Below are 23,108 nucleotides of genomic sequence, written 5' to 3'. Positions count from 1 at the left end.
GGTGAATGGGCTTAAATAGGGTCGCGGTTAATTTTTGACGGGTTGGGTGCGTAGCAATTAACCTTCAGACATTAGCTGCTGCGTGTATTTGGCCAAAGACTCAAGCTTGAGTAAAGCATCACCATTTTGGATAATTTTTTGAGCTCGGCTAACGCCATTAGGATAGTTGCTGGCAAGTCCGGCGGTATATATTGCCGCACCTGCGTTCAAAGCAATCATATCGCGGGCTTTAAGTACAGCACGGTCATGGGTATCAGCACCAGATAGAGCAGCGCGGATCAATGCAAGGCTTTGCTCAGGAGAGTCGACATCGAGACCAATCAGGGTTTGCGATTCGATACCTGCATCTTCTGGCATCATCTCATAAACGGATATTTCACCATCTTTTAGTTCAGCAACTGTGGTCGAGGTTGCTAGACTGATTTCATCCAGACCATCTTTTGCGCCGACGACCATGACATGCCGTGCGCCTAGGTTTTTCATGACCTTGGCGATTGGCTCACACAGCTGTGCGGTAAAGACACCAATAACTAAATTGGGCGTACCAGCTGGATTGGTCAATGGACCTAAAATATTAAAGATGGTACGCGCTTTTAGCTCACGACGTACAGGATTGGCATAACGCATGGCGCTGTGATGGTTGGGCGCAAATAAAAATCCAACCCCTTCATTCTCGATACAATCTTTTGCTTGTTCTGGAGTCAGCGCAAGACTGATGCCTGCTTGCTCAAGCAAATCTGAGCTACCAGATCTGGTTGAGACACCACGATTACCATGCTTGGCAACTTGTGCGCCAGCCGCCGCGACAACGAATGCCGATGCAGTCGATACGTTAAATAAGTTGGCACCATCACCGCCAGTACCAACGATGTCGACCAAATAGTCGCAGTTTTTTGGCTCAATATTGGCAGCCAGCGCACGCATCGCACTGGCTGATGCGGTGATCTCATCGATAGATTCACCTTTCATACGTAGACCTGTCAAGATAGCGCCCATCATCGCGTCGCTACATCTACCTTGCATGATGATCAGCATCACCTGATACATCTCATCAAAGGTCAAATCGATGTGCTGAAAGATTCTACTCAAAGCCGTCGTCAATAATTGATGTATTTGGGCATCAGACAGTTTTGCAATATCCTCTGGCGTGTGAGCTTCTTCTGTTTTTGTCGTACTCATGATGATCTCGCTTATGATTGTTTTTTTATGTGAATCTGTTTTTTATGTGAATCTATCTATGATTTGAGATAGAGTAATGAAAGCAGGTTCTTAAGTCAAAACTAGCCTACCTGTGGTAGCGCATCTGATGCTAGTTTCACCAAGCCATAAGTGTGTAAAAAGTTATTAAGTAGTTGATAACCTGCTTCGCTCAAAATGGACTCAGGATGAAACTGGACGCCCTCTATGGCAAGTGACTTGTGGCGGATACCCATGATCTCTTCAATACTACCATCAACGTTCTGCGTCCATGCGGTCAGCTCAAAACAATCTGGCAGGGTACGCTTATCAATGACAAGTGAATGATAGCGTGTGACTTGTGATGGGTTTGGAAGCCCGGCAAATACGCCTTGGTCATTATGATAGACGGCTGATAACCGTCCGTGCATAACTTCGCCTGCTTTGACGACTTGTCCACCAAACGCCTGCCCAATCGCTTGATGACCCAAACAAATACCAAGTATCGGAATAATGCCTTTGAATGTCTCGATAACTTCGAGCGAAACACCCGCACGATCAGGGTCGCATGGACCTGGGCCAACAACAATCACGTCCGGTGCTAACGTTCGAATCTGCTCGATATTGACTTGATCATTACGCCAAACGGTGATGTCCTGCTGCAATTCACCAAAATATTGTACGATATTGTACGTAAAGCTGTCGTAATTATCGATCATCAAAATCATGAAGGTTTCAACTTATTAGTTTTATTCTGTTTGTAATATGGCATATACGCCTACCGTTGTTCAGGGCTTTAGTTACCAAACAAAAGCAGCTATGATTACGACAGAGGGCGTTATGGCGCGCGGTTATCTTACCACTATTTTGTTCTCTATCAAATGCAGAGCATGGGCTAGCTAAATAAGCATTACATAAAAATATTTTTCTCTGGTCATAATGATTTCACGAGCAGAGAAAAATCAGCAAATCGATATTTTATTATTGCACCGTAAAAGAACAATATAATAATTATAAAATTTTCTCAGCACCAATATAGTGCAAAATTATCACAATTAGTGCGTCGAATAACCTCTCAACATAGAGGTTGTTAGCAAAAATATATTTTTATATAAAAATTATTTGGCGTAAGTCACTGTAATTATTGGAAAATATTGGAAAATATTGTTTTAAGTGAGGTAAATAGTAATTTCTTTGAGATATTGGCATAGCCTTTGCATTAGGTTGGTATGATTATTGATGACCATAAAAACGGGTCTAAAAATAATTATTCATAAGTGCCAGAAGAGTGCAGCATGACGAGTTATATATTGCTAGAATGATATGAGAATTGACTTAGGATGTTTGTAGACCATTGAGATGACTATTGGTCTAATTAAGAAAGCGTCTTAGGTGAGTGTCTTGACTAATCCGACGAATAGTGCTGATAATAAGCATAATATCGAATGCGCTGTTTGGTATTGGAAGGACATCTGGAATTCTTGCACAAGAAATGGCACCAACAATTTTAAATTGCAATAACGTGACCAACACAACGGAGATTATGTATGTCGAACAAATTATTAGATCTTATTCAATCCTCTAATGCTAAATGGGTTGACTTTCGCTTCACTGATACGCGCGGTAAAGAGCAGCACATCAGTTTCCCAGCATCGACTGTCGATGAAGATGTCATGGAAGATGGCAAGATGTTTGACGGCTCATCTATCGCTGGTTGGAAAGGTATCGAAGCGTCTGATATGATCTTGCGTCCTGATCCAGAAACTGCTTTTGTTGATCCGTTCTTTGATGCCGTTACAGTCGTCGTGACCTGCGATATCATCGAGCCATCAACGCTACAAGGCTACGATCGCGACCCGCGCTCTATCGCTCGCCGCGCAGAAGAGTATCTCAAATCAACGGGCATCGGTGATACTGCTTATTTTGGCCCTGAGCCAGAGTTTTTTGTATTTGACGATGTAAAATGGTCAGTTGATATGTCTGGCGTCAGTCATAAAATCACGGCTGAAGAAGCTGCATGGTCGACTAACGAGACTTATGAGTGGGGCAACATGGCGCATCGTCCACGCGTCAAGGGCGGTTACTTCCCAGTACCACCAATCGACAGCTCGCATGACATGCGTTCTGTGATGTGTGAGCGTATCGAAGAAATCGTTGGTGAAGGTTCAGTTGAAGTTCATCACCATGAAGTGGCGTCTTGCCAGTCTGAAATCGGTGTTGCATTCAACACGATGGTACGTAAAGCGGATGAAGTTCAGCAATTGAAATACGTTGTCCATAACGTGGCGCACCAGTTTGGTAAAACAGCGACCTTTATGCCAAAACCAATCGTTGGTGACAACGGTTCAGGTATGCACGTACATATGTCGATCTCAAAAGATGGCGTAAACACGTTCTCTGGTGATGAGTATGCTGGTCTGTCTGAGACCGCATTGTACTTCATTGGTGGTATCATCAAGCACGCTCGTGCATTGAACGCAATTACCAACCCATCAACGAACAGCTATAAGCGTCTTGTACCACATTATGAAGCACCTATTAAACTTGCGTATTCAGCGTCTAACCGCTCAGCGTCTATTCGTGTGCCACATGTGAGCAGCCCGAAAGCGGTACGTATTGAAGCACGCTTCCCTGATCCAACGGCGAACCCATACTTGGCATTTGCTGCGCTATTGATGGCAGGCCTTGACGGTATCCAGAACAAGATGCACCCAGGCGAAGCAGCTGACAAGAACTTGTATGACTTGCCACCAGAAGAAGAAGCACAAATCCCAACGGTTGCAGAGAGCTTAGATGTTGCACTACAAGCATTGCGTGACGATCATGACTTCTTATTAAAAGGTGATGTCTTCACTGAAGACATGCTAGAAGCGTTTATCGCTTTGAAAGAAGAAGAAGTACAACGTCTGAACGTAACTGTACACCCTGTCGAGTTTGATATGTACTACAGCTGCTAATAATGAGTTAGTCGATTAATTGAATAAAAAAGAACCAGTCAATTGAATCTTGGCTGGTTTTTTTTGTACCTGTTGGAAAAGATAGTGGTATAAATGGATGATATTTTTTTAAATACCATTGATTTCACATCAAATCCTACTGATTTTGCACCAAAAGTGTCGCATAATAGTTCTCATAAAAGTATATTAATAGTAAATACTAATTAGGTTGACTGACTATGAGTTTGTTATCAAAGCGAGATTTGTTACGAGGTAATATACAGTTAGGAGCATTAGCTATCATGGCTAGCCTTTGTGCGCCTCTCAGCAATGCAGCACCCATCTATAAAGTGATTGATGAGCAAACAGGGCAAGTGACTTTTACCGATCGTCCGCAGTCTTATGAGAAGCAGGCAGGAAAACAAGTCAGCCAGACCAGTGTTAATACCGGCGAAAGTAGCGCCCCCAAAGGAATGCCAAGTGAGGTCAGAGGCAATACTGATCTTCCAGCTGCCGCTGCCACCAAACCTGCTGTGAATATCAACTATCAGTTGAGTATGATTGAGCCGAGTACTGAGCGTGCCTATCAGCGCCCTGCACAGAGTATCGTCATCGCGCTTGACGTAAAGCCTGCGCTACAGAATGGCGATCAAGTGAGTATATATTTGGATGGTAAAGAAATCGCCCAAGGATTAAGTGCTTCTGTCGCAACAGTCGATCTGCAGCCAGGCCCGCATAGCATCCGCGCTGTAGTTAAGAAGGTATCAGGACAAACAGGGCAGCAGGTCAATCGTACGGTACATGTCATTCAAAACACACTGATTCTACAAAAGAAAAAGAAGCTTGCCGAGCAGCTTTTGGCTTACGAGCGCTTGCCATGGCACCAAAAGGTTTTGTTAAAAATGCGCGGTAATGACGCTGTATCTCAATAGCAAAGTCATTAGTAATATATAAATAAAAAGGGCAGACGTGATCATCGCGTCTGCCCTTATTATTTATTGCTTCTACTGAGCTTTAAATAAGCCTGTTGTCATTTACTTATTTGGTACTTACTTATTTGGTCAGCTCAATGGTACCATTGGCAGTCACTGAGATAGTGCTGTTACCAGACTCAAAGCTTTGGCTTGGTACCGACTCGTCTGCCATGCCTGATTTCATGCTCATGGCGCTGTACATAGGACGTGGGTAGTTGCTACCTGTGTTTAGGTTAACATTGACGACGCGATAGCCACGTGCATCCCAAGCACGGGTCAGGCTCTTCGCTTGCTGCTGGAAGGCGCGAGACGCTTCTGTCATCAGTTTTTGCTCTAACGCATCTTTTTTGGTGTCTGAAACCCCAAAATTAAGATTGTCCATCACTAAGGTTTCTTGTAAATCTGCAATCAGCTGACTGGTCGCTGCAAAGTCTGTACTCTTCAAATCTATGTTTGCTTGACCTGTCCAGCCGATGATTTTGTCGTTTTTATCATAGCGTGGATAGGTACGCTGCTGCCCAGTGCTCACAGTCACGCTTGGGTAGCGCTTGGCAATTTTCATGGCATTATTGATTGACGTGTTAAGCATCGTGGCTAAAGTTTTGGCATCCGTTGCTTGTGCTTTTTTGTATAAGCTGGCGCGTACTTCATCGTTTTGGATTTCTTCTTTTATTTCTGTCTGAAACGTCAGTTGGTCATAGCCTGTTGGCTCTGCATGGGCGCTACTCATCATGGCTGTCATTAAACAAGCAGTACCAGAAGCGATGGCCAGTTTATTCAATAGAGCATTTTTCATTATTATCTCCTAAATTAGTTTTAATAGTCTTCATATGAGTGTTTTTAAAATCCGTTTTCATATGGGAAGCTGTGCGTCTCATTTTCTAAATGCGGACATGTGTGCAACTTCACTCACTAAAATAGCAAAATCTGTATAAGTTGCTGTGAGAATTTTGTGAGCTAGGTTACCGGGTTATTTTTCGATTAAAATAAACAGTTTTAAGATAGGGGTTGTAAAATTAAAAAATCCTTGTATAATCTCATCCGGTGGCTCCATTGGTAGCCTCGCAACATTGTTCTATGAATCCCGCCAGGACCGGAAGGTAGCAACGGTAATAGATTTGATGTGTGCCGAGGATGTGCTGATGGAGTCGCTTTTTTTTGCCTAAAATTTGATAGATATTCTAATAAAGTACCTAATATACCGGTATTCTGTATTAAGCCCTTCATTGTAAAGGGCTTTTTTTTGTCTAAAATTTCATTCGATTTCTCATTTAAATTAAAAACTTCATTGATTAATATGCGTTAAAATACAATGTATTAACGTTTATTAACATTCTGGACACTTTGAGGTTTGGTTATGAAGATGTTTGTTTGGTTGTTCATTGTATTTATGGTGCTAATCGTTGTATTTGGGGTGTCCATATTTAATAAATTGGTGCGTGCACGTAACCAAGCAAAGAACGGCTTTGCGCAGATAGATGTGCAGCTCAAACGTCGCCATGATTTGATTCCAAATCTAGTCGAAACAGCTAAGCGTTACCTGACTCATGAGGAAGATACACTGACACGAGTTATTAGCGCACGCAATCATGCTCAAAACCTACAAAATTCGCATAAGCATCAGCCAGACTCACAAGAGCACATGGCACTATTTGCCAAAGCAGAAGGCATGTTGTCCAAAGCGTTGAGTCAGTTTTCGGCAGTGGTAGAAGCCTATCCTGAGCTTAAAGCGGACAGTATGATCAAAGAGTTGATGGATGAGCTGACCAATACCGAAAACAGAATCGGTTTTGCTCGTCAGCACTATAACGATAGTGTGATGTTTTATAATAATGATCGTGAAGTGTTCCCTAACAATCTTGTCAGTACAACCTTTAGTTTTCGTCCGCTTAGTCCCTTGGTATTCGCAGACAGAGATGCCATTGCTAAAGCACCGAATGTTAACCTGGGCTAGGATTTAGATAAATTTGGCCAATGTTAGGCAGCCCAGTTGATGGATTTTTTTGTTGAACAGCGGATACGTACACGGCGCAGTCTATTGCTCTATGGACTGTTTTTTCTGATTGTGCTTGCTCATATGGTGGTGGCACTGGCTATCATGGGACTGCTGCTAACGATATTCACGGGTGGTATATATCATTGGGTATTGATACTAGTCATTCTGTTTATATTAGGCAGTTTCGTTGGTGGGAGTTTTTTAGAATATCGGCGCTTGAGAGCGGGTGGTCGCGCTATTGCTCAGCGAGTAGGGGCAGTCAGACTATTTATTGATAACAGTCAGGCACCATGGGAGCACAGTCATGGGGTTGTGCATCAACATGAAACCAAAGAGAAAGTTCACTATAGCGCACGTCATATAGCAGTACGCGATGAGCGCGACTTTCCACCCGTCTATCGTCGTTATTATGAGATTGCCCATCAGTTAGCGATTGCATCAGGTTTGTCTGCGCCTCTCTTATACGTACTACCCAATGAGCAAGGTATTAATGGCTTTGTCGCGGGTCGTCATAACCAAGATATGGTACTTGTTATCACCCAAGGTGCGCTAGATAAGTTGTCTGATGAGGCGCTATATGGGCTCATTGGTCATGAGTATGGTCATATATTGCATGGGGATGCCACGTTCAATCTACAGCTGATGGTGGTATTAGCTGGTTTACAGATATTATATGATTGGAGCGATCCAGTTCCTAATAGTCGCTATTCTGACAATACAGTTGCCACCGATATTCCTCTATCACAGAGACAAGTTGACAGTCGTGCACGCAATATAGAGGCGCAGACCGCCCGCTTTACCACGCATAGTGAGTGGGTAGCGTACTGGCAGACACAATCACAGCAACAGCAGGCATCAGCCAAACGTGAGTCTCGGTGGGTGCAAAGTAGAGCTGTGATCGATCGTCAAGCACCCCGTAGTGTCTGGACATTACTGCTCCATGGTCTAAGCTTCTCAAGTATGGCAAGTGCTCAGTTGATTAAGCACAGTTTTAATCGTGAGCGTGAGTTACTTGCTGATGCAACCAGCGTACAATTAACGCGCTCGCCTGCGATCATAGAAACCTTAAAAGCTATTCACCAAGATTCACTGGGCTCACGATTATCGAGTGTTGCTGATATCAACGGACTCAGCCATTTTTTCTTTGCCAGTAGTGGTACGGACTTGGGTGATGTGTCTTGGTTTGCCACTCATCCAAGCTTGACGGAGCGTATGAGTGCTATTAATGCTGATGCCTATCGTAAGTTTGCCGTACAAGTCGTTAAAGAAAAGCGGATCAATCAGCAGAAAATAAAAGAAATATATCGGCAGCGCCATCTAGGTGATTGGGGAGCTGTAATAAAAAATAGCCTAAGCAAAAATTCACAGAAAAAGTCTCAATTGCCGCATCGATCATTGTTCGATATTGATGCAGAAGAAAACCGTAAGCAGAACGCTATTTTTGATAACACTGCAAGCAACAGTGAGAGCCAGACAAATAAAGGTCTTGAGTTCACTAAAGAGGTAGATACAATTATCGATGGTCGCTTGCAGGTAGAAATAGCACCTATAGATACCGATAATTTGCTGAAGCCTTGGCAGGCCAAACCTGACGCTGACCTACCAGAAGATATATTAATTGAAGCGAGCGATATTCAAAAGGTGTCACTCCCGCAATATGTACTCAATCATATTTATCATCCACTTGGTGCACAAGCGCTAATAGAAGCGGTCATGCTTTGCCATCAGCATCAACCATTGTCAACAAATGCATTATATGGTTTGGCAGATATTTGGGGTGAGGACTTTTCTATTGAAAGTGACTCTACTAGTCATAAGCAAGTATTACCCCATAGGATAGATGCTAAGCTACTGGCCATAGTGGCCAATTTGGATAGACGTTTGGACAGTGCTTTGATTGTATTTGCATTAGCCCAGTTACGTCGTCATGACTTATCTGAAATACATATCAAAAAATTAAAGCTTCGAAGTGACAGCGAACACAGTCACGAAAGCGATCAGTACTATAAAAAACAAGCAAAATGCCGTACGATGTTGTTGCGTTACCAACAAGGTATGGTTGAGTTATTTCACCAACAGCTGACATCTGACTTAACTAAAAGCTTAGCTTGTGATTCTGTAGATCAAAAAATATCGAGTGATCGCTCTTACTCGGCAGCGAATTCATTCAATCATTCATTAGCTGTAGAGAGGCAAAAATCATCCATACTGTCATTATGGCAAGCGTTACAATTACAGCAGTTACTACCGATATTGTCTGAGGTTTTACACGATACGGATACGCAAGCTCTATCATCACAGACACTCAAAACTGGTATAGAAGGCGTAAGGGTACAGCTAGATCCTTCAGGGCAAGTATTTGAAGCACTGAGCGATGCTCAGATGTCGGTAATAGTTTTACTGGCGTATCGCCTATCAAAAGACGCTAAAGGCCAGATGATCTCAATATATGAGCGCTCATTATTGAGTGAAGGTGATGAGAGTGTGGCGCATTACATTGTAGATTTAAGACGTCATGCGCGTTTGGTTGATATTGATTTAACGACAGTGAGCGATGTCAATTTGCAATGGTTGTTATTAAAAGCACTACACTTAAATAGTATTCAATTATTAGCGATTATTGCTGCGGTTCCTATTTCTACTATTCATTCTATCAAGCGGCCCATAAATACTTTGGGTAGTACTAATTATCCAGAGAGACAACAGGATGGTAGTCAAATAGATTATAATGACGATAGCACGGTCAGACCTGCTCATCATGAGTATCGACAATGGCTAAGTACATTGCATACCGTGATGTTACACGATACGATAATCAGCCAAGATGAATATGATTGCCTGCTCGCAATGTCAGAGCGCTGGCTAGGCGTTCGGCAGCTTTTTTGATAAGAACTACCAAAATCATCTAAAAAACAATATAGACAACATAATTAGGATAGTAGAGTCGTATGAGTGATATTCAAGACCCGCTAAGTGTATTGCAGCGCCGTGTGCAGCAACGCCAAATCCTAGCGATGATGGGTATCAATCAATGGGTGCGGCCTGAGTCAAGTACCGTAAATATAGCGGATATCACGATAGATTCGGTTGAGCATTCAAATACTGGCTCTATTGATACTGAATCCGCAAATAATGAACCCGCGAGTGCTGGATCTGCTATAGAGACAGTCGTCCAGCCGACCAGTGGTTATGATACGAATGACTCTTATAGCAGCAACCATGATGATGTGAATGACGATACTCATGGTCTAGGTATTCATGAACAGGCAGCCACCGAGCAAAGCCCAGTCACCTATAGTTTTGATAGTGTGAGCAATGAGATATCTGCTACTTCAGATGCACCTCGTCTTCACAATAGTCCAGATATCGAATCAAACCAAACCGCCGCATTTTTTATAGATGAAGTGGTGCAGTCAACAACTGCGCCTATTGCGTCACATCAATTATCTCAAAGCAGTCATAATAGTGATAGTGTAAATGACGACAGCTTGAAAAAGGTAGCACCATTTAGCTTACAAGGTGGACGCTATGGGGATTGGGTGATATTGGTTGATATTCAAGCACTTAATAATGATAGCCAAAAGCTATGGAATAATATCACTCAAGCACTCTCAATGACTCATGAGACGACCTCATTTCCGATTTGCGCCGGTATGGACACAGTAGAGCTTGCCAATGCCAGCCTTGCTGGATATGTCTTTAGAATTGGTCTGCGCGAAGAGATAAAAGTTGCTGCTTTAACAGTACTACCTGAAGGTCTTCAGCACCCCAATCTTATGACTGTGCCTACATTAGATGACATGATTGCGGATAGTGATGCTAAACGTCAGTTGTGGGAGCGCATATCTCATTGAGTGATATTAAAACTGATATCGATGTAAATTTTTTTATCAACAAACTGAAATAAAGGTCGCTTCTTTATTTCATCATACCTAGGACTGTGATTATGTCTACAACCCAAACGTCTACACCCACTGCTAATACTAATAATAGTACGCCGCATCGTCTGCCAAACTTCTGTGCTGGCCCTGCCGCCATGCCAACATCCGTATTGGAGCGTGCTCAGAGCGAATTGCTCGACTGGCAAGGTCGCGGCCTATCGGTCATGGAAGTCAGCCACCGTAGTAAAGAGTACATGGCGATTACTGACAAAGCAGAAGCTAAGCTACGCACGCTTATGGAGATACCAGACAACTATAAAGTGCTGTTTTTGCAAGGCGGCGCTAGCTTGCAGTTTTCTGCCATTCCATTGAACCTGCTCAATGGTGGACGCGGCGATTATTTGACGACTGGTGCATGGTCAGGTAAGGCGATTAAAGAAGCTCAGCGCTATGAAGCACTTGGTCTGGGTAAGATTAACTTGGTCGCGACTGGCAAAAAGGATAACTTTACGACTGTACCCGCCCAAAGTGAGTGGACTGTGAGTGACGATGCCGCTTATTTTCACTACTGTGCCAACGAGACCATTCATGGGTTGCAAATATTTGAGCCGCCACAAGTAGACGCGCCAATCATTGCCGATATGTCATCTTGTATCTTGTCACAGCCGATAGACGTGTCTAAATTTGGTATGATCTATGCAGGTGCCCAAAAGAACATCGGTCCTGCAGGATTGGTCATTGCAATCATCCGTGATGATCTGTTGGGGCAGGCAAGTGAGTGGTGTCCTATGCTACTGAACTATGAGCACCAAGCAGACAAAGAGTCTATGTCTAACACGCCAGCGACGTACTCTTGGTACTTAGCAGGACTGGTGTTTGATTGGTTGGAAGAGCAGGGCGGTGTGGCTGCTATTGGCAAAATCAACCAGCAAAAAGCCGATTTACTTTATAAGACAATTGATGACAGCAGTTTTTATAACAACCCAGTCGATCCTCAGTATCGCTCTATCATGAACGTGCCATTTACCTTAGCAGATAGTAGCCTTGATAAAGTGTTCTTAGAAGAGTCAGAAAAAGCTGGCTTGTTAAATCTAAAAGGTCATCGTGATGTAGGCGGTATGCGAGCCAGTATTTATAACGCCGTGCCACTTGAGTGGGTACAGCAGTTGGTTGATTTTATGATTGCGTTTGAGAAAAAGCATGCATAGGTCATACTAGACTTTAAAATAAAAGACGCCGCTTTTACAAGTTGCGTCTTTTTTTATGAGTATATTTATCGATGCACAGTTTGAGTAAAAAGCGTTTAATATCTACCATCATTATATCTAATACCAATGATGTCGTACTGATAGATGTCGCACTGATGCTGCGTAACATGGCAAACCATTAGGATGAATTACCTAAGTTTGTTATGATAAAATTTTGCCATCAGGCTATTTTGCCGTCAGAGCTTAATTTCTGATACCCGCATTGGTTAGCATAGAGGTTTGTTATAACGTTATGATAAGAAAAAATGCTCTGCTAAAAGCTGTTTTGCTAGCCATCACTGTCAGCTGGATACCGAGCAGTATTGCGGCGCCTATCACAACGACAGCGCTTGGGCACAATAGCCCAACTGAGTACATTAACGTACCTTACATGCCCTATGCCAATCCAGAAGCGCCGTCAGGTGGTACGTTGTCGCTAGATACACGCGGTACCTTTAATAGTGCCAATAAGTGGATGACGACGGGTGTGGCGATGATCGGTACGGATTATCTGTATGATACTTTGATGACGGGCTCATTAAATGAAGCGTTTACCATGTATCCACAGCTGGCAAGTAAGGTAACCTATGATCCAGACGATACCAGCTGGATTGTCTATCACATCAATCCTGCTGCCCGTTTTTGGGATGGGACGCCTGTGACCAGTCATGATGTCAAAGCGACTTTTGATGCAATATTGAATAAAGGTCCGATGTCTATTCGTAGCTATCTGGCTGATATCAAAGCCGTTCAAGTCATCGACGAGCAGCAAGTCAAATTTGTCTTTGCCTCTGCTGAAAACAAAGAAATCCTACTGACGGTTGGGCAGTTTCCTGTTTTTGCAAAATCCTCAATTGAGGCTGATTTTGAAAAGATCAGCCTGACACCCTTGATGGGTAGTGGGCCTTATAAGCTGGGACGCGTCGATGCGGGCCGTTCGGTGAGCTACATACGTGATCCCAATTACTGGGGTCGTGATTTGATGGTCAATCGTGGTCGCTACAATTTTGACATGATCAAGTTCGTTTATTATCAAAGCGATGAGATTGCCTTTGAAGGATTTAAATCTGGTCAGTACCGCTTTCGCCCCGAAAACAAAGCATCAAATTGGGTGAGTGGTTATGATTTTCCTGCAGTGAAAGCAGGTCTTATCAAAAAAGAGACCATAACCAGTCAAAACCCAGTGCCGATGCAGGCGTTGGTGATGAATTTGCGCCGCCCAATCTTTCAGGACATACGGGTGCGCCAAGCACTGACGGCTGCTTATGATTTTGAATGGATGAATAAAACTTTGTTTCACGGGCAGTATGAGCGATTGCAGAGTTTCTTTCATGGCTCAGAGCTTGCGGCAACTGGCACACCATCTAATGAAGAGATGCAGGTACTAACGCCTTTATTATCTGAGCTTGAACCGATTCAGCGTAAAGCTGTATTAGCAGAATGGCAGCTACCCACCAGTGATGGCAAAGGCTTTAATCGACAAGGGTTATTAAAAGCACGGCAATTATTGCTAGATGCTGGATTTTATTATGATGATATGAAGCTATATCAGCCAAATGGTCAGCTCGCCCAAATTGAGATTTTGATGACAGGCGAGACCATGGGCCGTGTGTTGTTGCCTTATATTCGTAATTTAAAACGCTTAGGATTTGAGGCAACCTTGCGCCAAGTGGATGGGCCGCAGTATTACGAGCGAACGCGCCGTTTTGATTATGATATGGTCGTCGATGTGTTTGCCCAAAGTCTATCGCCTGGTGCTGAGCAGGCTGCATTTTGGGGTAGCGCGGCGGCTGACGAGCCTGGCAATCATAATAGTGCTGGTATCAAAAACGCGGCCGTCGATCAGGTAGCCGCGGCTCTTGGTAATGCCAAAAATCGTGACGAGATTGTACTCTATACGCAGGTGCTTGATCGGTTGTTGCGAGCGGGTCATTATGTCGTACCCTTATATGGCAAATCTGGCACCAATGTTGCTTATTGGGATCAATACCGTCATGCAGACACATTACCGACCAATGCCGTCGGCATCGATTACTGGTGGGTAGATAAAGAGGCAGAAGGACGCATCAACAAATATTTAAAGCAGTAAGCAATACCTTTTTACAGGATTTGGTCTAATAATAGCTGACTGCCAAACGCATAGGCTGTCACCGCGCAGTAAAAGCGCAGCGAAATAATTCAAAATAACGAGCAAAAAAATAACTACTGGTAAGGATTTGACATGAGTATCCGTATTCACCCCATTAAAGCATTTAATGATAATTATATTTGGACCTTAATTAATGAAAATAATAAGCAGGCAATCGTCATTGATCCAGGTCAAGCCCAGCCAGTCATCGACTATCTGGAAAAGCACGAACTAGAACTCACATCAATCTGGACCACGCATCATCATCACGATCATATTGGCGGCGTTGCAGAGCTGCAAGAATCGTATCCCATGACTCATCTGGTTGCGCATAGTGAGCATGGGGTTGATGAGGATCAAACCATCAAAGATGGCAGCACGGTGAGTGCATGGGGCTGCTCTGCACAAGTCTGGGATGTATCAGGACACACCGCCAGCCACATGGCCTATATCTTAGATATCGATGGGCAAAAACATTGTTTCTGCGGTGATACGTTGTTTAGTGCAGGTTGTGGACGTGTTTTTACTGGTACGATCGAGCAGTTACATGATAGTTTTAAACGTCTAAATGAATTACCTGATGAGACACTACTGTATCCTGCGCACGAATATACGGCTAGTAACCTACGCTTTGGATTGTCTATCGAGCCTGACAACGAGGCAATGCAACAAGCACTAGCGCAAGCTGAGGCACAAACGGCACAAGGTGCGCCAACACTGCCAGTGACGCTAGAGCATGAGCGTGCGATAAACGTGTTTTTGCGTACCCAAGAGCCAAGTGTGATTGCAGGGGTTAAATCAAAAGTAACTATCGACGATGATAACTCTTTGACGGTATTTGCAGCGTTACGCGAGCTTAAAAATAACTTTTAACATGAATTAAGGCAAACATTGCTTTCGTGCCTATCATGAATATCAAAGAATCACTGCTGTCGTCATCGCCCTCTCTCTTTATTTAGGAAGTCGCCATTATGGGTCGTTATATCTTAAAAAGACTCCTACTGATATTACCGACACTATTTTTGATATTGCTTGCCAACTTTGTAATCGTACAAGCGGCACCAGGCGGACCTGTTGAGCAGCAGCTTGCCCTTATTGAGCAGGGGTCAAAAGACAACGCGCTTGGTGGTAATATTGGCGCGGGCAGTGCAGGTGGCAACGACAGCACTTATCAAGGAACGCGCGGTCTCTCTGAGGAAATGGTCGCTGCTATTAATGCTCAGTATGGCTTTGACAAATCCGCTCCAGAACGATTTTGGCTTATGTTAAAGAACTACGCTCAGCTAGATTTTGGTGAGTCGTTTTTTAAAGGACAGTCGGTGACCGATCTCATTATAGAGAAGCTACCAGTCTCGATATCGCTTGGTCTTTGGAGTACGCTACTCATTTATCTGATCGCAATTCCTTTAGGGGTGTATAAAGCGATGCATCATGGCTCAGGCATTGATAAATTCACTGCTATGCTGCTGGCTATCGGACATGCGATACCTGTGTTTGTGTTTGCGGTGATTTTATTGGTGTTTTTCGCGGGTGGCACCTACTGGAATATTTTCCCGCTACAGGGACTAACGTCCGAAAATTTTGATCAGCTCAGCGCGCTTGGCAAAGTAAAAGATTACTTTTGGCATTTGGCACTACCGCTGCTAGCCAGTACCGTAGGTGGTTTTGCGGGCTTGACGTATCTGACCAAATTTAGCTTTTTAGAAGAGCTGGGCAAGCAGTATGTATTGACCGCTCGCGCAAAGGGACTGGGTGAGCGTCAGGTGTTGTATGGTCATGTATTTCGCAATGCTATGTTAATTATCATCGCAGGTATCCCAGCCGCTATCGTTGGTATTTTCTTTGCCGGTAACTTTTTGATTGAGATTATCTTTAAACTAGATGGCTTGGGGTTGTTAGGTTTTGAGGCCATTCAACAACGCGACTATCCAGTGATATTTGGCACGCTATTTATCTTCACCTTGGTAGGGCTGCTATTGCAATTAATTAGTGATTTAAGCTATCACTTGATTGATCCTCGTATTGATTTTGAGGGGCGCTAATGTCAAATCATCAACCTTCATCAAAGGCTAATAATATTAATAGCGAACCAAATAAAGCACCAACACCTGAGCACAATCCTCAGGTAACACTACCGAAAAAGCAGCGCTTAAATCCTATTTGGCAAGCCAGACTCAATCGCTTTCGCCAAAATCGGCTTGGGGTGATATCACTGTTTGTTTTTGCGGTGATATTTGTCATCTGCATGGCGGCCAATGTCATCGCCAATGACAAGCCACTGTTGGTGCAATATCAAGGCGATTATTATTTTCCGGTATTAAAGGCCTATCCTGAAACGACATTTGGCGGCGTGTTCGAAACCGAAACCAATTATAAAGATCCTGCAGTGCAGTCGCTGATTGATGAGCAAGGGTTTTATATAATGCCGCCTATTCCGTTTGCTGATCAGACACCCAATGTCGAGCTTGGTCTGCCTTATCCAGCGGCTCCAAATGCTCAGAATTGGCTTGGCACTGATGATATGGGTCGCGATGTGCTCGCAAGGATACTTTATGGTATGCGCGTCTCATTGTTGTTTGGTCTGGCGCTGACGCTCGCTGGTGCTCTCATCGGTATTATTGTCGGTGCAATACAAGGCTATTATGGCGGCTGGGTAGATCTGGCAGGGCAGCGCTTTATGGAAGTATGGGGCGGCATGCCTCAGCTATTTATGATTATTATTTTGGTCAGTCTGTTTAGTCCCAGCATTACTATGCTATTTGCCATGATGCTGTTATTTGGTTGGATGGGGCTGGTCGGTTTGGTAAGAGCAGAGTTCTTACGTGCCCGTAATTTTGACTATGTGCGTGCCGCGCGTAATCTCGGTGTGTCTGATAGCCAAATCATGCTCAGGCATATTTTACCCAATGCGTTAGCCTCAAGCTTGTCGCAGCTACCGTTTATCTTAACGGCCAATATCATTGCGTTGACCGCGCTGGACTTTTTGGGTTATGGGTTGCCGCCTGGCTCGCCGTCTTTAGGTGAGCTGATGGTACAAGGAAAAAATAACCTTGATGCCCCTTGGCTGGCTTTATCAGGGTTTTTTAGTTTGACCTTTATTTTGTCATTGCTCATCTTCGTCGGCGAAGCACTGCGTGATGCGTTTGATCCGAGGCGCTCTTGATATGACTGATAATAGTATTGATAGTATAAGTATGGCTACCGAGCAATACAACGCGCCAAATGAAAGTCTTAATCACGCGCAAAAAAAGCTCATGCTGGCAGTAGATAGCCTAAGTATCACGACTGCTACAGGTATCCAGCTGGTCGATGCGTTGTCTTATGAGTTAAGACAAGGGCAAACTCTGGCTATCGTTGGTGAGTCAGGATCTGGCAAATCGATTGCCAGTCTTGCATTACTAGGTCTGCTACCAGAGAATTTGACGATTAAGGGTGAGGTTCAGCTGGCAAGTACAGCAGGCATGTCTCAACTACCGATAGCGAATGACAAATCGCGTAATGCCGCATTACGTGCTATTCGTGGGCAGCGGATCGGTATGGTATTTCAAGAGCCGATGACAGCGCTGAATCCGCTACATACCGTTGCAAAACAAATCGCTGAATCACTGCGTTTAAGCGGCGTACCCAAAAAGCAATGGCGAGACACCAGCATTGCCTTGCTAAATGATGTCAATATCACGGATCCCGCTGACAAGTTGAATCGCTATCCACATGAGTTGTCAGGTGGTCAGCGTCAGCGAGTAATGATTGCGATGGCATTGGCTCAGCAGCCTGATATCTTGATCACTGATGAGCCAACCACCGCACTTGATGTGACATTACAGCATGAGATTTTGGCACTACTAGATGATCTCAAATACCAGCACAATATGGCGATGATATTAATCAGCCACGATCTCAATCTGGTCAGGCGTTATAGCGACGACGTTATCGTTATGCGCCAAGGTCAAACGATTGAGCAGGGTCAAACGTCGGCGGTATTTGATCAGCCTAAAGCCGATTATACTCGCACGCTCATTCAGCAAGACTTCGGTCAAGCGCTACAGCCAGTAGCAGATCATGCAGATGGACCATCAACTGTATTAAAAGTGAGCAATCTCAACGTACAATTCCCAATCGAAAAAAGTCTATTTGGGAGTACAAAACGTTGGTTTGATGCGGTCAAAGCTGTTGATATGACCTTGCAAAAAGGACAGGCATTAGGGATCGTCGGTGAGTCTGGATCTGGCAAAACCACCATTGCACTGGCGCTGAGTCAGCTGCTTGGCAATCAAGCGCGAGTGCATGGACAAATAGTGGTGAATGGGCAAGATATCTCAGCACTGTCCAAAAAAGCGCTACGTAACTTTCGCTCGCAGATTCAAATGGTGTTTCAAGACCCTTTTGCCAGTATCAACCCTCGTATGACGGTCATGCAAATTGTGGAAGAAGGACTGTTGGTACAAGGCGTGGATAAAGACGCGCGTCAGCAGGCGGTGATGGAGAGTTTGGCTACCGTCCATTTACCTTTAGCATTCGCGCAGCGTTATCCGCATGAGCTGTCCGGCGGTCAACGTCAACGCGTGGCATTAGCGCGCGCACTCATCATGAAACCGAGCCTACTTATATTGGACGAGCCTACCTCTGCGCTTGACAGTACCACGCAGGTAACGGTGGTCAGTTTATTGCGTGAAATTCAACAAAAGCTGCAAATAAGTTATGTCTTTATCAGTCATGATCTCAAAGTAGTACGCGCACTATGTCAGCATATTATGGTGCTAAAACAAGGGGCATGCGTGGAGTCTGGGCTCACAGAAGATATCTTTAGCCAGCCACAGCATCCGTATGCCAAGCAGTTATTAAAGGCGAGCAGTACACAATAATAGCGACATACCAAAAAAGGCAGTGGTACAATCATGCTAGACAGTGGTTTGCTTTATTCAAACATCCTTGCTGTACATATACTTATCTACTCTGCTATTGGCAAACGTCGTTTAGCCTTTATCAACTAGCTCAAACTATTGTTATCGCGGTTAAAATCATCATTAAAAAGGATTTTTGTACCCATGAAAAAACAAAACAGTATTACTAAATTAGTAAAGAATAACAGCTTGCAGTATGCTGGTTATTTGGCAGTGGCTAAGACACGCGCTAAAGTGCTAAAAGCAGTCTCTTACGTGATACCTATCAGAAGACCGATGTTGTTTGTCGGTGAGGCTGCCTGTAATGAGCTATGCGACATGCTCATCAACGAAGGCAATACCAATGTCTTTATCGTCACTGATGCCGTGCTAAACAAACTCGGTATCCCTGCAAAAGTCACTGATTATCTAGATGCAAAAAATATCAGCTATCATGTCTATGATGGCATTACACCAGACCCTACTTTTAACGTAGTCGAAGAAGGACTGCGCCAATCTATAGCAGCAAATTGCGACGCTATCATCGCCATCGGCGGCGGCTCAGTGATCGATGCTGCCAAAATGATCGCTATGTCTCAAGGCAATAAATGCAAGCCTCAGAAGCTTATCGGGATCCTTAAAGCAAGAAAGCCGTCGGCGCCATTATATTGCGTGCCTACAACAGCGGGTACTGGCTCAGAGGCAACCCTTGGTGCAGTGATATCTGATGATAAAACACACCAAAAAGCATTGTCTATTGATCCAAGAATGGTGCCGCTCGCCGCAGCGATTGACCCCAATATCATGAAAGGTATGCCAGCACACATCACCGCTGATACGGGTATTGATGTATTGACCCATGCATTAGAAGCATGGATGAGTGCCAATGCCAGCGTGGAGACGGACTACTATGCCGCCTCTGCCGTCAAATCTGTCATGCATTATCTACCATTAGCTTACAAAGATGGTGGCAATCTAAAAGCAAGAGAAGAGATGGGAATTGCCGCCCATTATGGTGGTATCGCCTTTAACAAAGCGGGCTTGGGTTATGTGCATGCCATTGCTCACCAATTAGGTGCCTACTATAGCATTCCTCATGGTCGTGCTAATGCGATCGTGTTGCCTTATGTGCTTGATGTCAATCGTAAAGCAAGCAAGCAGAGACTGGCCGCACTGGCAAAAAGAACGGGTATGGTAGCAGACGGCCAAGCTGGTCATGATGCTAAAGAAATAGCAGATCATCTCATCGTACAAGTCAGAGCGCTTATCGCAAATTTAAATATTGATCCGACCGTTAGCGGTATGCAGGCCAGTGATTTTGATGATATTGCAAAAGCAGCAGCAAAAGAAGTCAGCGATACTTATGCTGTACCAACCTATCTCTCAGCAGCTGAAATTAAGGAAATATTAACGAAAATTAAGCAAGTAAGTGATGAGAGTGCTGATAAAAACACTCAGAAAGCATCATAGCATCATAGCATCATAGCATCATAGCATCATAGCATTGTACTTGTACTGATAGACTTATGATAGACAAAAAAAGCCTATGACTCTTTTGAGGATAGGCTTTTTTAACACGTTTAAAACAATATAAGATATTGAAATAGAATAGTTTATCTCTATATGTTAACTATCCTAAAGCCTGTGTCATGATCAAATCATCTTGTAATTTATCTTGTGCTACGACTTAATTAATAAAAAATAACTTAATAAATTGTAAGTATATAACAATACAGGAATGTTTTATTGATACATAAGCGTTACGATGGTTAAATGATATTATGTTTGGGAGATTTTTATGAATCGCATATTATCGTCTACAATGATTGGCCTGGTTATCGTAACAATCATTACAAGACTCTGGCGTATACGGCAAAGACTATGAGCTTGATTTGCTAAAACTTGAAATCTTACTTTGTATAGCTAAAACAAAAAGGACGCATTAGCGTCCTTTTTATTTGGTTGTTATTTATAACAGCATAAAATATTAATAGTTTAAAACGCCGGTTGGCGCTTAGGGACGGCACCCAAAAACTCATTACGAGCTTGATTGTTGTGTTGATACTCACCAAGCATCGCGGTACTACGCGTAGTCGAATGCTGTTTGCTGACACCGCGCATCATCATACACATGTGCGAGGCATCCATGACTACCGCCACGCCGCGACAGCCAGTAACATCCATGATGGTTTGTGCAATCTGTTCACTCAGGTTTTCTTGTATTTGTAGACGACGAGCAAACATATCAACAATACGGGCAAACTTCGACAGCCCCAGTACTTGACCATCAGGCAGGTAGCCAATATGAGCCACACCATGGAACGGTAGCATATGATGCTCGCACAGTGAATAAAACTCAATGTTCTGTACCAGTACTAGCTCACGATTGGCTGATGGAAAGACAGCATCATTGACCACCTCTTCAATACTTTGATGATAGCCTTTGGTTAAGTGCGCAAAAGCCTTTGCCGCACGTACAGGCGTGTCTAATAAACCAGGACGATTCAAGTCTTCGCCAGTCGAACCAATCAGTTGGCGATAGGATTCGGTACTTTCTTTATAATCTGGGGTTATTATTGGGGTGTTACTCATAAGTTTGGCAGCCATCCAAAATGTGGGTGTAGCTTAACGTTGAATCCTATCATGTCAGGATTCTTATAAAATTGTGCAAGCTGGGAAGGGCTGTGATTATACTCGAAATCTGCTGAACTTCATACTGCTGTGGTGAGTAGTTCAGAGTTTAGTCATTACAGGGCTGTCAGAGATACAATTAGAACGGTGACCATGATGATATTTCATTAGTATTATTGCGATACTAATGATAGTAACCAAGTACAGTTTACGACTGTTTACTTAAACTAATTCGTGTATAATAAGTCATCTTTTGATTTGCATCATTTCATGACGCGTCACTTTCTAATTACTCTAAATAAACCTATATTCTAAATCATCTCGATTGATTCAAAAGGAAATCTTATGCTATTGCAAGGACAACGATTTGTCGTAACTGGCATCGCAAGTAAACTCTCTATCGCTTGGGCTATTGCAGAAGCGCTACACCGCGAAGGCGCCTCACTGATCTTGACGTATCCTAATGATAAAATCAAAAAGCGTGTGGACATGGCTGCCGAACAGTTCGAAGCGGATTTGGTGCTAGAGTGTGATGTCGCCTCTGATGAGTCGATTGCTGCTTGTTTTGAGCAAGTAACCGCGCATTGGGGTGATGGTATTGATGGTGTGGTACACGCCATTGGTTTTGCCCCAATGGATCAGCTCGATGGTGACTTTGTGAGTGCCACCACGCGTGAAGGCAGCCACATAGCACATGATATCTCTAGCTACAGCTTTGTGGCATTGGCAAAAGCAGCTCGTGAGTTGCTTGCAATGCGTCATGGTTCTATGCTGACATTAACTTATGAAGGCAGTATCTCAGTATTGCCAAACTACAATGTCATGGGTATGGCAAAAGCCAGTCTTGAAGCCAGCGTGCGCTACTTAGCGACTTCTATGGGCGGCGAAGGTATCCGTGTCAATGCGATCTCAGCAGGTCCAATTCGCACGCTAGCTGCTAGTGGCATCAAATCATTCCGTAAAATGCTCGATATCAGCGAAAAAATCGCACCACTACAACGTAATGTCAATCAGATGGAAGTAGGTAACGCAGCACTATTCCTATTATCGCCTTGGGCATCTGGTATCACTGGTGAGATCATGTTTGTTGATGCAGGTTTTAATACCGTCGCTATTAGTGAGCAGTTGATGATGCTGGATGAGCCAGCGCAATAATCATTTAAGTATTTTTTGCGTTGATGGTCATTACCAATGATTCACTCAGCTATTGAAATTGAAAAGGCAGCCAATTGGCTGCCTTTTCTCGTTATACTATGAGT

The 23,108-nt window shown here is 43.8% G+C and carries 17 protein-coding genes and 1 other RNA gene; 14 read left to right on the top strand and 4 right to left on the bottom strand.

What is annotated here, in order from left to right; all coding sequences use genetic code 11:
- Positions 1-57: 57 nt before the first annotated feature.
- Positions 58-1,179, bottom strand: a complete 1,122-nt coding sequence (gene trpD, locus BTW00_RS11245) for an anthranilate phosphoribosyltransferase (protein ID WP_075107481.1) — start codon at positions 1,177-1,179, stop codon at positions 58-60.
- 101 nt (positions 1,180-1,280) lie between these two features.
- Positions 1,281-1,904 (bottom strand): aminodeoxychorismate/anthranilate synthase component II, encoded by a 624-nt coding sequence (locus BTW00_RS11240; RefSeq protein WP_075107480.1) that lies wholly within the window; start codon positions 1,902-1,904, stop codon positions 1,281-1,283.
- A gap of 819 nt (positions 1,905-2,723) precedes the next feature.
- On the opposite strand from BTW00_RS11240, the gene glnA reads away from it, so the two are divergent.
- Both glnA and BTW00_RS11230 read left to right on the top strand, forming a co-directional pair.
- Positions 2,724-4,133, top strand: a complete 1,410-nt coding sequence (glnA, locus tag BTW00_RS11235) for a type I glutamate--ammonia ligase (protein WP_075107479.1) — start codon at positions 2,724-2,726, stop codon at positions 4,131-4,133.
- A 218-nt stretch (positions 4,134-4,351) separates the two neighbouring features.
- A complete protein-coding gene (locus BTW00_RS11230; protein ID WP_075107478.1) occupies positions 4,352-5,044 on the top strand; it encodes a DUF4124 domain-containing protein in 693 nt (230 codons plus the stop codon).
- A gap of 121 nt (positions 5,045-5,165) precedes the next feature.
- Here BTW00_RS11230 and BTW00_RS11225 read toward each other — a convergent pair whose 3' ends face one another.
- On the bottom strand, positions 5,166-5,882 hold the full coding sequence (locus BTW00_RS11225) for an SIMPL domain-containing protein (protein WP_075107477.1): 717 nt from the start codon (positions 5,880-5,882) through the stop codon (positions 5,166-5,168).
- Between the two features lie 255 nt (positions 5,883-6,137).
- Between BTW00_RS11225 and ffs the strand changes: the two genes are divergently transcribed.
- The 11 genes from ffs to BTW00_RS11170 all read left to right on the top strand — a co-directional run bounded on the left by ffs (position 6,138) and on the right by BTW00_RS11170 (position 20,688).
- Positions 6,138-6,234, top strand: an RNA gene (gene ffs / locus BTW00_RS11220) — signal recognition particle sRNA small type.
- A gap of 209 nt (positions 6,235-6,443) precedes the next feature.
- A complete protein-coding gene (locus tag BTW00_RS11215) occupies positions 6,444-7,040 on the top strand; it encodes a LemA family protein (protein ID WP_075107476.1) in 597 nt (198 codons plus the stop codon).
- Between the two features lie 39 nt (positions 7,041-7,079).
- Positions 7,080-9,968, top strand: coding sequence for a M48 family metalloprotease (locus tag BTW00_RS11210; RefSeq protein WP_075107475.1), 2,889 nt, complete (start codon positions 7,080-7,082; stop codon positions 9,966-9,968).
- Between the two features lie 62 nt (positions 9,969-10,030).
- The gene (locus tag BTW00_RS11205; protein ID WP_075107474.1) at positions 10,031-10,936 is read left to right on the top strand and encodes a DNA polymerase III subunit psi; all 906 of its coding nucleotides are present in this window, start codon (positions 10,031-10,033) and stop codon (positions 10,934-10,936) included.
- A gap of 92 nt (positions 10,937-11,028) precedes the next feature.
- A complete protein-coding gene (gene serC, locus BTW00_RS11200) occupies positions 11,029-12,171 on the top strand; it encodes a 3-phosphoserine/phosphohydroxythreonine transaminase (RefSeq protein WP_075107473.1) in 1,143 nt (380 codons plus the stop codon).
- Between the two features lie 295 nt (positions 12,172-12,466).
- A complete protein-coding gene (locus tag BTW00_RS11195) occupies positions 12,467-14,299 on the top strand; it encodes an extracellular solute-binding protein (protein ID WP_075107496.1) in 1,833 nt (610 codons plus the stop codon).
- Positions 14,300-14,431: 132 nt separating this feature from the next.
- Positions 14,432-15,211, top strand: a complete 780-nt coding sequence (gene gloB / locus BTW00_RS11190) for a hydroxyacylglutathione hydrolase (protein ID WP_075107472.1) — start codon at positions 14,432-14,434, stop codon at positions 15,209-15,211.
- 98 nt (positions 15,212-15,309) lie between these two features.
- Positions 15,310-16,380: a microcin C ABC transporter permease YejB gene (gene yejB / locus BTW00_RS11185; RefSeq protein WP_075107471.1), complete on the top strand. Its 1,071-nt coding sequence runs from the start codon at positions 15,310-15,312 to the stop codon at positions 16,378-16,380.
- Positions 16,380-17,501 carry an ABC transporter permease gene (locus BTW00_RS11180; RefSeq protein ID WP_256714060.1) on the top strand — a complete coding sequence of 374 codons (1,122 nt, stop codon included), beginning with the start codon at positions 16,380-16,382 and terminating at the stop codon, positions 17,499-17,501. The genes yejB and BTW00_RS11180 overlap by 1 nt, the downstream gene beginning before the upstream one ends.
- Before the next feature lie 31 nt (positions 17,502-17,532).
- Positions 17,533-19,200: an ABC transporter ATP-binding protein gene (locus BTW00_RS11175; protein ID WP_075107494.1), complete on the top strand. Its 1,668-nt coding sequence runs from the start codon at positions 17,533-17,535 to the stop codon at positions 19,198-19,200.
- Positions 19,201-19,383: 183 nt separating this feature from the next.
- Complete coding sequence (locus BTW00_RS11170) at positions 19,384-20,688, top strand: iron-containing alcohol dehydrogenase (protein ID WP_075107470.1); 1,305 nt, start codon at positions 19,384-19,386, stop codon at positions 20,686-20,688.
- 525 nt (positions 20,689-21,213) lie between these two features.
- On the opposite strand, the gene folE is transcribed toward BTW00_RS11170, so the two are convergent.
- On the bottom strand, positions 21,214-21,810 hold the full coding sequence (gene folE, locus BTW00_RS11165) for a GTP cyclohydrolase I FolE (RefSeq protein ID WP_178379295.1): 597 nt from the start codon (positions 21,808-21,810) through the stop codon (positions 21,214-21,216).
- Between the two features lie 384 nt (positions 21,811-22,194).
- Between folE and BTW00_RS11160 the strand changes: the two genes are divergently transcribed.
- Complete coding sequence (locus BTW00_RS11160) at positions 22,195-23,004, top strand: enoyl-ACP reductase (RefSeq protein ID WP_075107468.1); 810 nt, start codon at positions 22,195-22,197, stop codon at positions 23,002-23,004.
- Positions 23,005-23,108 lie beyond the last annotated feature (104 nt).

Source organism: Psychrobacter sp. C 20.9 (assembly GCF_001921765.1).
GTDB lineage: Bacteria > Pseudomonadota > Gammaproteobacteria > Pseudomonadales > Moraxellaceae > Psychrobacter > Psychrobacter piscatorii_B.
This window is presented reverse-complemented; position numbering and strand designations above follow the sequence as displayed.